Genomic DNA, 10,201 nt, shown 5'->3' on the forward strand with positions numbered 1-10,201 from the left:
AAGACCTTACGAGGTAGGGCGGGACAAGCGCGAGGCGCCCTGTCACCCGGGCGAGTGGACCCACCTTCAGGGGCGCGGGTCTGTATCGATGTGCGGCTCCGCCGCGTGGGCGCGACAAGCCACGATCCGCCCGCACCCGCCGGCGCACCTCGAACACCCGAGCTCTAGTGCGGAGCCCCCCGCCACCCGGAAACCGGCAGCGCGAACTTGGCCACCAGCCGGTCGGTGAAGGACGCATGATGCAGCCGGGCGAGCCGCACCGGCACAGCCCCCCGCCGCACCTCGACCCGCGCCCCCGGCGGCAACTCGACCGTCCGCCGCCCGTCGCACCACAGCACCCCCGGCGGAATGTGCGGCAGAACCTCCACGGCCAGCACGGAATCCGGCGAGGTCACGAGCGGCTTCGCGAACAGCGCGTGCGCACTGATCGGCACCATCAGCAACGCCTCGACCTCGGGCCACACCACCGGCCCGCCGGCCGAGAAGGCGTAGGCGGTGGACCCGGTCGGGGTCGACAGCACGATCCCGTCGCACCCGAACCCGGTGACCGGCCGCCCGTCGATCTCCAGCACCACTTCCAGCAGCTTCTCGGCGCCGGCCTTCTGCACCGCCGCCTCGTTCAGCGCCCAGTCGGTGTGCACGATGTCCCCGTTGCTGTGGACCACCACATCAACGGTCATCCGCTCCTCGACCTCGTACGACTTGGTCACCACCCGGTCGACGACCTTGTCGAGGTCGTCCCGCTCGGCCTCGGCGAGGAACCCCACCCGCCCGAGATTGACGCCCAGCATCGGCACCCCGGACGCCCGGGCGAACTCGGCGCCGCGCAGCAGCGTCCCGTCCCCGCCCAGCACGATCAGCAGCTCGCACCCGTCGAGGCACTGCGGAGTCGCCTCCTTGACGAGCTCCACTTCCTCCGGAAGCGGCAAATCCGCGGCCTCGTACTCCAGCACCCGCACGCCGATGCCCTCGCGCAGCAGCCCCTTCACGACCAGCTCGGCACTGCGGATCGCCGCAGGCCGTCCGGTGTGGGCGAGCAGGAAAACAGTACGAGCTCGGTTCTGTGTCAACGAGGCCCCTCCGCCACTGCACGGTCAACGTCGGCCGGTTCCAGGGCGGGCGCCCCGGCACGCAGCCACAGAAAGTATTCGACATTGCCCGAGGGCCCGGGCAGCGGACTGGCCGTGACGCCCTTCACCCCGAGCCCGAGTTCCCACGCCTTCTCGGCAACTCCGCGCACGGCCTCCGCCCGCAGTTGCGGACTCCGTACGACTCCCCCGCTGCCCAGCCGTTCCTTCCCCACCTCGAACTGCGGCTTGACCATCATCACCAGATCGGCGTCCGGCTTCACGCACCGCGCCAGGGCGGGCAGCACCAGCCCGAGCGGGATGAAGGACAGATCCCCCACGACAAGATCCACAGGTTCCCCATCGATCGCTTCAAGCGTCAACTCGCGTACGTTCGTACGGTCCTTGACGGTGACGCGTTCATCGCTCTGGAGAGTCCACGCGAGTTGTCCGTAACCGACGTCCACGGCGACGACGTGCGCGGCCCCCGACCGCAGCAGCACATCGGTGAACCCGCCGGTGGACGCGCCCGCGTCCAGCGCCCGCCGCCCCTCGACGACGAGCCCCTGCGGCACGAACGCCGCCAGCGCGCCGGCGAGCTTGTGCCCGCCCCGGGACACGTACTCGGGGTCGTTGTCGTCGCTCTGGACCACGATCGCCGCCGCGGTCTCCACCTGCGTCGCGGGCTTGGTCGCCACGGTCTTGCCGACGGTGACCCGCCCGGCCGCGATCAGCTGGCTGGCGTGCTCACGCGACCGCGCGAGCTTCCGGCGGACCAGCTCCGCGTCCAGACGGCGACGTGCGACTCCTGCCACGTTCGGTTCAGCTCCTGTTTTGGTACGGCGACGGGTACGGCTTCGGGTACGACGGTGAGGGCGCCGGAGGTCCCGGGCGGGCGTCGAGCGCGGTCAGCGCGTCACGCAGCCCCCGATGTACATCCTCGTACACCTCGACGTGTCCGTCGGTGGCGAGGTGGTCGGCATCGGCCAGCCGCTCCAGCCGGGCGTCGACCTCGGCGTTGCCGGTGGGGGTGCGGGGGACGTTCAAGGGGGCGGGGGCGGCAGGGTCGTCCGCGGGTTCGACTTCGACGGGTTCCGCCGCCTCCGTGGCCTCGGGCACAGAGTCGCTCATGCCCAGACGCTACCCCGAAGCCCTGGGGTACCGTCGATCTCGATGGCCACGATCGAAGAGTGCCGTGCCGCACTCGAAAAACTCTCGGACACCATGCAGCACGCCGAAGGGGACGTCGCCGCGGCGACCGCCCTGGACCGCTCGGTCAGCTGCCGGATCACCGACCTCGACATCACCTTCGTCGGCCGTATGATGGGCGGCCGGATCGTCGTCCAGGACACGATCCAGGGCGCGCCCAAGGAGAAGGCCCAGATCAGACTGACCATGAAGGGCGACGACCTGGTCGCGCTGGTCGACGGCGAGCTGAACTTCGCCAAGGCCTGGGGCTCGGGCAGGGTGAAACTGGAGGCCGGCCTCAAGGACCTCTTCCAGCTCAGGAAGCTTCTCTGACCACCGCGCGTGCCTTGCGCGCCGCAGGCACCACCAGCGGCGTCCCCGTCTCCGGGTCGTCGATGACCTGGCAGCGCAGCCCGAAGACCTCCTCGACCAGCTCGGCCGTGACGATGTCGTTCGGCGCGCCCTCGGCGATCACACTGCCGCCCTTGAGGGCGATCAGGTGGGTGGCGTAGCGGGCGGCGTGGTTGAGGTCGTGCAGGACCGCGACCAGCGTGCGCCCCTGCTCCTCGTGCAGCTCGGCGCACAGGTCGAGGACGTCGATCTGGTGCTGGATGTCCAGGTAGGTCGTCGGCTCGTCGAGGAGCAGCAGCGGCGTCTGCTGGGCGAGCGCCATGGCGATCCACACGCGCTGCCGCTGACCGCCGGACAGCTCGTCCACGTACCGGTCGGCGAGCTCGGCGACGCCCGTCTGCGCCATCGACTCCTGGACGACCCGCTCGTCCTCGGTCGACCACTGCCGTAGCAGCCCCTGGTGCGGGTACCGGCCGCGGCCCACCAGGTCGCCGACGGTGATTCCGTCCGGCGCGATCGACGACTGCGGCAGCAGCCCCAGCGTCCGGGCGACCTTCTTCGCGGGCATCGACTGGATGACCTGCCCGTCAAGGAGCACCCGGCCCTGACTCGGCTTCAGCATCCGTGACAGCGCCCGCAGCAGCGTGGACTTGCCGCACGCGTTCGGGCCGACGATCACCGTGAAGGAGTTGTCGGGGATCTCCACCGACAGCTGCTCGGCGATGACGCGCTGGTCGTAGGCGAGGGTGACGTCCTCGGCGGAGAGGCGGTTCACGGTGCTCCTTGGGTTGTTCAGGGTGCGGTCGGTACGGTCGGCGGCGCTCATATCCGGCCCGCCTTCCGCTCGGTGACCAGCAGCCACAGCAGATACACACCGCCGAGCACACCGGTGACGACCCCCACCGGCATCTGGTCGGCGCCGAAGACCTTCTGCGAGAGCAGGTCGGCCGCGACCAGCAGGGCCGCGCCCATGCACAGCGACGGCAGCAGGTTCGGGCCGGGCGAGCGGGTCAGCCGCCGGGCGAGCTGCGGCCCGGTGAGCGCCACGAAGCTGACGGGCCCCGCGGCGGCGGTCGCGGCCGCGGTGAGCAGGACGGCGGCCACCATCAGCAGCGCCCTGGTGCGCTCGACGCGCACGCCGAGGGCGTTGGACACGTCGTCGCCCATTTCCATCATCCGCAGCCCCCGCGCGTTGCAGAGGACCAGCGGCACCAGCACGGCGCACAGCCACAGCAGCGGCCAGACCTGCTCCCAGTCCCGTCCGCTGAGCGAGCCGGTCATCCAGACGACGGCCTGGGCGGCCTCGGTGATGGTGGACTTGGTCAGCAGATAGCCGTTGACGGCCGTGAGGATCGCGGACACCCCGATGCCGACCAGCACGAGCCGGTATCCGTGCACCCCCTGCTTCCAGGCGAGCAGATAGATGGCGAGCCCGGCCCCCAGCCCGCCCAGCAGCGCCCCGACGGTGATCTCGCCGGCGCTCCCGGAGAACAGCACGATCACGGTCAGCGCCCCGGCCGTCGCCCCCTGTCCGAGCCCGAGGATGTCCGGACTGCCGAGCGGGTTGCGCGACACGGCCTGGAACAGCGCCCCGCCGAGCCCCAGCGAGGCCCCCACGAGCAGCCCGACGAGCACCCGCGGCAGCCGCAGCTCGTTGACGATGAACTCCTGCCCCGCGTTCCCGTCGCCCATCAGCGTCTTGAGCACATCCCCGGCCGAGATCGGGAAGTCGCCGGTACCGATCAGCACGACACTCGCGGCGAGCGCGGCGGCCAGCAGCAGGACCACGACGACCACGGCCCGGACGTCGAGCCGGAACGACAGCCCCCCGGGCGTCCTGACCGCGCGGTTGGCGCGCGGTGAGCGCTCGGCGCGGTGGGTCTTCACAGTCTTCACAGCTGCGCCGTCCTCCGCCGTCGTACGAGAAAGATGAAGACCGGGCCGCCGATGATCGCGGTCACGATGCCGACCTGAAGCTCCGAGGGCCGGGCGACCACCCGGCCGATGACATCGGCGCCGAGCAGCAGCACCGGCGACAGGATCGCCGCGTACGGCAGGATCCAGCGCAGGTCGGGCCCGGTGAAGGAGCGCACGACGTGCGGCACCATCAGCCCGACGAACACGATCGGCCCGCAGGCCGCGGTCGCCGCCCCGCACAGCACGACGGCGGCCAGCATCGACAGCGCCCGGGTCCGGTTGAGGTTGGCGCCCAGGGCCCGCGCGGTGTCGTCGCCCATCTCCATGGCGTTCAGCGGCCGGGCGAGCGCCAGGGCGAGGAGCGTGCCGCCCGCGAGGAACGGCAGGACCTGGAGGATCGTCGACTCGCTCGCCGAGGTCAGCGAACCCACCGTCCAGAAGCGCATCTTGCCGAGCGCCGCCTGGTCCGTGATCATCACGGCCTGGAGGTAGCCGTAGAGCGCGGCACTGATCGCCGTACCGGCGAGCGCGAGCCGCACCGGCGTCGCGCCCCGGCTGCCGCCGAGGAACCAGACCAGCGCCCCGACCGCGGCCGCGCCGAAGAACGCGAACCACACGTACCCGCTCAGGCTCGTCACGCCGAAGTACGTCATGGCGGTGACGACCGCCGCGGACGCGCCCGCGTTGATGCCGAGCAGTCCCGGGTCGGCCAGCGGATTCCGGGTGAGCGCCTGGAGAACGGCCCCGGCGAGCCCGAGCGCGGCCCCGGCCAGCAGCCCCAGCAGGGTCCGCCACAGCCGCTCGGTCACCACGACGTCGCCGTACGTCCCCGAGTCCTCGAACAGGCCGTGCCACACCTGCCCCATCGACAGCTCTTTCGCCCCGATCGCGATGCTCGCCAGCGCGACGAGCACCAGGATCACGACGGACACGAGCAACCCAAGCGCCCGTATCGCCCGGCGGGTTGGGGGCGCGGCGGCGGTTCCCGCGCGCTGTTCGGGAGGACTGTCGACCAACACCCGGTTAGGTTAGCCTACCCTCGCATTCGGCCACGATCCCGGCTGCCCGGCTTCACAGCAAGCCGCCCCGCGACGAAGGCCTCAGAGCCCCAGCCGCGCCAGCGCCTTCCCCCCGTCCAGCGCGCACGTCCCGCCCCCCGCCGCCGTCCAGGCCGCCGCACACAGCGCCCGCAGCCCGTCCAACGCCTCCCCGTCACCGTCCAGTTCCAACCGCTCGGCACCGGCCGTCGCGGTCCACCCGCCGCACCGGAAGCCACCGTCCGCCTCGACGACCTCGGGCTGCCCGGTCAGCAACCCCCGCAGATCGGCGTCGACATACGTCGGCCGGTGCTGCGGCGGCGCGGCCAGCAGTTGCGGCCCGTCCGTCACTCCGGTCAGCACGAGCAGCGAGCCCACCTCCCCGTTGAACGCCCCCTCGATGTCCGTGTCCAGCCGGTCCCCCACCACCAGCGGCCGTACGGCACCGGTCCGCAGAATCGTCTCCCGGTGCATCGGAGGCAGCGGCTTCCCCGCGACCTGCGGCTCGGCGCCGGTCGCGATCCGCACGACCTCCACCGCGGCCCCGTTGCCCGGCGCGATGCCCCGCCCGCTCGGGATCGTCAGATCGGTGTTGGACGCGAACCACGGCACCCCGCGCGCGACGGCGTAGGAAGCCTCGGCGAACCGCCCCCACGGCAGATCCGGCCCACCGAACCCCTGCACCACGGCCGCCGGATCGTCGTCCGCCGACTCCACCGGCACGAGCCCCCGCTCCCGCAACGCGACCCGCAGCCCCTCACCGCCGATCACCAGCACCCGCGCCCCCGCCGGCACCTGCTCGCTGATCAACCGCGCGACGGCCTGGGCGGACGTGATCACGTCATCGGCGCCGGTCGGTATGCCCAGCTCGGTCAGATGCTCCGCCACGGTGTCGGGCGTCCGCAGCGCGTTGTTGGTGACGTACGCGAGGTGCATCCCACCGGCCCGGGCCGTGGCCAGCGACTCGACCGCGTGCACGATCGCGTTCCCACCCGCGTACACCACCCCGTCGAGGTCGAGCAGTGCGGTGTCGTACGCCTCGCTCAGGGCCTGGCCACTGCCCTCGGGCCTCGTCCTGACGCTCTGGCTCATTCCACATCGCTCCTCGCTCGACGGCTTTCCCCCGATCATCTCGCACGCCACTGACACACGTACGATGCCGGGATGAACACCGCAGGTCACTCGGAAGCAACGGCGCGCCGGGGCCTGGAACTCATCCCGTTCCGAGGCCTTCGCTACGACCCCGACCGGGTCGGCAGCCTGGCCGCCGTGACATCACCGCCGTACGACGTCGTCGTACGCCCCGACGGCCTGTACCACCTGCAGTCCAACGACCCGCACAACATCGTCCGCCTGATCCTCCCCCAGGCCACCACCCCCGCCGCCCGCAACGAACAGGCCGCCGCGACCCTGCGCCGCTGGCTCGCCGAAGGCGTCCTGGCCGCCGACGAGGAGCCGGGCCTGTACGTGTACGAGCAGCGCGACGGCGCCGGCCTGCTGCAACGCGGCATCATCGGCGCCCTGCGCGTCTCGGACCCCGCGGACCACGTGGTCCTGCCCCACGAGGACGTCATGCCGCACGTCGTCGCCGACCGCGCGGCCCTCATGCGCGCCACCTCCGCGAACCTGGAGCCCCTGCTCCTGGCGTACCGCGGCGACGGCACCGCCACCGACACCACGGCCGCGGTCGAACGCACCGCCGAGCAGGAGCCGCTCTTCTCCACCACCACCGAGGACGGCTACAGCCACCGCCTGTGGTCCATCACCGACCCGGCGGACCTGGACCGCATCCAGTCCGACCTGGCCCGGCACCAGGCCCTCATCGCCGACGGCCACCACCGCTGGGCGACCTACCGCCGCCTCCGCGCGGAGCACCCCTCCCCCAGCCCCTGGGACTACGGTCTGGTCCTCCTGGTCGACACGGCCCGCTACCCCCTCCGCGTCCGCGCCATCCACCGCCTCCTGCACGGCCTGCCGGTGGCGGACGCCCTGGCCTCGCTCGAGGGCCGGTTCCGCGTACGACGCCTGGACAGCCCTCTCCCCGAGGCCCTGGACGTCCTCGCCGACGCCGCCTGCGCGGGCAACGCCTTCCTCCTCGCCGGCGACGGCGCCTTCCACCTGGTCGACCGCCCGGACCCGGACCTCCTCGCCCGTACGATCCCCGCCGACCGCCCGGCGGCCTGGCGCACCCTGGACGCGACCGTCCTGCACGCCACGCTCCTCCAGCACGTCTGGCACATCCCCGAGAACGACCCCACCCGCATCGCCTACATCCACGACACCGCCGCCACCGTCCGCAAGGCGGAACGCGACGGCGGTACGGCCGTCCTCATGCACCCGGTCCGCGAGGAGGTCGTCCGCGACCTGGCCCGCCAGGGCGTCACGATGCCCCGCAAGTCGACGTCCTTCGGCCCGAAGCCGGCCTCCGGCCTGGTCCTGCGCGCGCTGGAACTCTGAGCACAGGAAAGGGCGGGACCCCCGTGCCGGGGTCCCGCCCTTTCGTTTCCGTACGTCAGTCCTTGTCGTCGTCCTTCGAGGAGACGCCCGCGTCGTCCGCGTCGTCCTTCACCTCTACGACCTCGACGACCTCGACGTCACCGCCGCTGTCGACCTCGCTGTCACCCTCGACGTCGCTCTCGCTCTCGTCGAAGGCGTCGACGAACTCGACGCCGTCCAGCTCGGCGAGCCGGTCCGAGGCGTCCGTGCTGCCGTCCCGGTCGGCCTCGACGGCCTTGGCGAACCATTCCCGCGCCTCGCCCTCACGCTCGGCGGCGAGCAGCGCGTCGGCGTAGGCGTACCGCAGGCGCGCGGTCCACGGCTGCACCGAGTTGGAGGCCAGCTCGGGGCTCTGCAGCGTCACGATGGCGGCGTCCAGCTGCCCCATGTCACGCCGGGCACCGGCCGCGACGAGCCGCATCTCGACCTGACCGGCCTTGTCCAGCTTGTTCACCTCGGGGGCCCCAGCCATGTCCAGCGCCTTCTCCGGCCGGCCGAGCCCACGCTCGCAGTCGGCCATGACGGGCCACAGCTCCGCGCTGCCGGTCATCCGGCGCGCGGCCCGGAACTCGGCGAGCGCCTCGGAGTACTTCTGGTTCGCGTACGCCGCGAACCCGGCCGCCTCTCGTACGGCCGCGACACGCGACGCGAGCCGCAGCGCGATCTTGGAGTAGGCGTAGGCGCGCTCAGGGTCCTCGTCGATGAGCCGGGCGACCATCACCAGGTTCCTGGCCACGTCCTCCGCGAGCGTCTTCGGCAGGCTCAGCAGCTCCTGGCGTACGTCGCCGTCGATCTCGTCGCCCGTGACGTCCTCGGGGATCGGCAGCCGCTTGATCGGCTCACGGTCCCGGTCCCGGTCGTCGCGTCCACGGAAGCCGCCGCGCCGGTCGTCACGGCCGTAGCCGCCACGGCTGTCATCACGCCGGTCGTCCCGCCCACGGAACCCGCCGGGCCGCCCACCGCGGTCGTCGCGACGGGGCCCGCCGCGGAAGCCACGGTCGTCGCGTCCGCGGAAGCCGCCACGGTCGTCGCGACGCTCGTAGGAGCCGCCGCCCCGGTTGTCGTCACGCCGGAAGCCGCCACGATCCCCGCGGTGGTCGCCCCGGTCGCCCCGGTCGTCGCGCCGGAAGCCGCCACGGTCGCCACGGTCGTCACCACGGAATCCGCGGTCACGGTCCCGGTCGTCCCGCCCGCGGAAGCCGCCACGGTCGTCACGACGCTCGTAGGAACCGCCGCCCCGGTTGTCACCGCGGCTGTCGCCACGGTGGTCGCCACGGTTGTCGTCACGCCGGAAGCCACCGCGGTCGCCACGGTCGTCACGCCGGCCGTAACCGCCGCCGCGGTTGTCGCCCCGGCTGTCGTCACGCCGGAACGCCGGGCGGGGGCCGCGGTCGTCGTCGCGGCGCTCTCCACGGTCCCGATCGTCACGGCGGAAGGCAGGGCGGTCACGGTCGCCGTCCCGGCGGAAGCCGCGGTCCCGGTCGTCCCGGCGCGGGCCACTGGGACGATCGTCGCGCCGGAACGCCGGGCGAGGCCCACGGTCGTCGCCACGCCGGTCATCGCGTCGGTCGTCACGCCGGCCGTAGCCACCGCCGCGGTTGTCGCCGCCACGGTTGTCGTCGCGGCGGAAACCTCCGCGGCTGTCACCTCGGCTGTCGCCACGGTTGTCGTCACGCCGGAAGCCGCCGCGGTCACCGCGGTCATCGCCTCGACGGTCGTCACGTCGGTCGTCACGTCGGCCGTAGCCAGCGCCGCGGTTGTCGTCGCGCCGGCCGTAACCGCCACGGTCCCCACCGCGGTCATTGCTTCGGTCGTTGTCGCGCCGGAAGCCACCGCGGTCGCCTCGGTCACCGCGGTCGCCGCCGCGGTATCCGCCACGGTCACCGCGATCGCCGCGGTCACCACTGTCCCGTCGCCGCTGGTCGCGCTCCGGTCGGTCGTCGGGAGAGTTGGTGGACATTGGTGACTCCTGTCTCGGTACTGCAAGCATTGTAAAAACAAAAGGACCCCTGGTCCCAGCTGAACGCTGGGACCAGGGGTCCTTCCAAAGATTGTTCGGCGGCGTCCTACTCTCCCACAGGGTCCCCCCTGCAGTACCATCGGCGCTGTAAGGCTTAGCTTCCGGGTTCGGAATGTAACCGGGCG

Annotated in this window: 11 protein-coding genes and 1 rRNA gene; 3 read left to right on the plus strand and 9 right to left on the minus strand. The window is 72.1% G+C overall.

Translation table 11 applies throughout. From position 1 onward, the window contains the following. Positions 1 to 164 precede the first annotated feature (164 nt). Genes ACFUO4_RS43235 through ACFUO4_RS43245 form a run of 3 tightly spaced genes read right to left on the minus strand, consistent with a single transcriptional unit; the run spans position 165 to position 2,198 of the window. On the minus strand, positions 165 to 1,070 hold the full coding sequence (locus tag ACFUO4_RS43235; RefSeq protein WP_079312609.1) for an NAD kinase: 906 nt from the start codon (positions 1,068 to 1,070) through the stop codon (positions 165 to 167). After that, positions 1,067 to 1,882 (minus strand): TlyA family RNA methyltransferase, encoded by an 816-nt coding sequence (locus ACFUO4_RS43240; RefSeq protein WP_059196708.1) that lies wholly within the window; start codon positions 1,880 to 1,882, stop codon positions 1,067 to 1,069. Before ACFUO4_RS43240 ends, ACFUO4_RS43235 begins: the two co-directional genes overlap by 4 nt. A 7-nt stretch (positions 1,883 to 1,889) precedes the next feature. Then, positions 1,890 to 2,198 carry a hypothetical protein gene (locus ACFUO4_RS43245; protein ID WP_383496110.1) on the minus strand — a complete coding sequence of 103 codons (309 nt, stop codon included), beginning with the start codon at positions 2,196 to 2,198 and terminating at the stop codon, positions 1,890 to 1,892. A 42-nt stretch (positions 2,199 to 2,240) separates the two neighbouring features. On the opposite strand from ACFUO4_RS43245, the gene ACFUO4_RS43250 reads away from it, so the two are divergent. Further along, positions 2,241 to 2,588: an SCP2 sterol-binding domain-containing protein gene (locus ACFUO4_RS43250; RefSeq protein ID WP_383496113.1), complete on the plus strand. Its 348-nt coding sequence runs from the start codon at positions 2,241 to 2,243 to the stop codon at positions 2,586 to 2,588. Here the strand turns inward: ACFUO4_RS43250 and ACFUO4_RS43255 are convergent. The 4 genes from ACFUO4_RS43255 to ACFUO4_RS43270 form a co-directional block, all read right to left on the minus strand. Then, complete coding sequence (locus tag ACFUO4_RS43255; protein WP_079312613.1) at positions 2,572 to 3,432, minus strand: ABC transporter ATP-binding protein; 861 nt, start codon at positions 3,430 to 3,432, stop codon at positions 2,572 to 2,574. The two genes, ACFUO4_RS43250 and ACFUO4_RS43255, sit on opposite strands and share 17 nt — an antisense overlap. Further along, positions 3,429 to 4,502, minus strand: a complete 1,074-nt coding sequence (locus ACFUO4_RS43260; RefSeq protein ID WP_383496117.1) for a FecCD family ABC transporter permease — start codon at positions 4,500 to 4,502, stop codon at positions 3,429 to 3,431. The genes ACFUO4_RS43255 and ACFUO4_RS43260 overlap by 4 nt, the downstream gene beginning before the upstream one ends. Beyond that, positions 4,499 to 5,542, minus strand: coding sequence for an iron ABC transporter permease (locus tag ACFUO4_RS43265; protein ID WP_079312615.1), 1,044 nt, complete (start codon positions 5,540 to 5,542; stop codon positions 4,499 to 4,501). The genes ACFUO4_RS43260 and ACFUO4_RS43265 overlap by 4 nt, the downstream gene beginning before the upstream one ends. Positions 5,543 to 5,623: 81 nt before the next feature. Continuing rightward, positions 5,624 to 6,652 carry an HAD hydrolase-like protein gene (locus ACFUO4_RS43270; protein WP_383496122.1) on the minus strand — a complete coding sequence of 343 codons (1,029 nt, stop codon included), beginning with the start codon at positions 6,650 to 6,652 and terminating at the stop codon, positions 5,624 to 5,626. Positions 6,653 to 6,724: 72 nt separating this feature from the next. Between ACFUO4_RS43270 and ACFUO4_RS43275 the strand changes: the two genes are divergently transcribed. Next, complete coding sequence (locus ACFUO4_RS43275; protein ID WP_383496125.1) at positions 6,725 to 8,017, plus strand: DUF1015 domain-containing protein; 1,293 nt, start codon at positions 6,725 to 6,727, stop codon at positions 8,015 to 8,017. A gap of 55 nt (positions 8,018 to 8,072) precedes the next feature. Here the strand turns inward: ACFUO4_RS43275 and ACFUO4_RS43280 are convergent, their stop codons facing one another. Beyond that, positions 8,073 to 8,882 carry a hypothetical protein gene (locus ACFUO4_RS43280; protein WP_383496141.1) on the minus strand — a complete coding sequence of 270 codons (810 nt, stop codon included), beginning with the start codon at positions 8,880 to 8,882 and terminating at the stop codon, positions 8,073 to 8,075. Between the two features lie 267 nt (positions 8,883 to 9,149). Between ACFUO4_RS43280 and ACFUO4_RS43285 the strand changes: the two genes are divergently transcribed. After that, positions 9,150 to 10,022: a hypothetical protein gene (locus ACFUO4_RS43285; RefSeq protein WP_383496144.1), complete on the plus strand. Its 873-nt coding sequence runs from the start codon at positions 9,150 to 9,152 to the stop codon at positions 10,020 to 10,022. Between the two features lie 87 nt (positions 10,023 to 10,109). Here ACFUO4_RS43285 and rrf read toward each other — a convergent pair. Then, positions 10,110 to 10,201: ribosomal RNA gene (gene rrf / locus ACFUO4_RS43290) — 5S ribosomal RNA — on the minus strand; the annotation flags it as partial.

It is taken from the genome of Streptomyces sp. NPDC057280, assembly GCF_042668605.1.
In the GTDB taxonomy this organism is placed as follows: Bacteria; Actinomycetota; Actinomycetes; order Streptomycetales; family Streptomycetaceae; genus Streptomyces.

What these genes read in the sequence shown, in the direction of transcription:
- ACFUO4_RS43255 (WP_079312613.1), bottom strand. Translation starts at nt 3,432, where the DNA reads ATGAGCGCCGCCGACCGTACCGACCGCACCCTGAACAACCCAAGGAGC.
- ACFUO4_RS43250 (WP_383496113.1), top strand. Translation starts at nt 2,241, where the DNA reads ATGGCCACGATCGAAGAGTGCCGTGCCGCACTCGAAAAACTCTCGGAC.
- ACFUO4_RS43270 (WP_383496122.1), bottom strand. Translation starts at nt 6,652, where the DNA reads ATGAGCCAGAGCGTCAGGACGAGGCCCGAGGGCAGTGGCCAGGCCCTG.
- ACFUO4_RS43275 (WP_383496125.1), top strand. Translation starts at nt 6,725, where the DNA reads ATGAACACCGCAGGTCACTCGGAAGCAACGGCGCGCCGGGGCCTGGAA.
- ACFUO4_RS43245 (WP_383496110.1), bottom strand. Translation starts at nt 2,198, where the DNA reads ATGAGCGACTCTGTGCCCGAGGCCACGGAGGCGGCGGAACCCGTCGAA.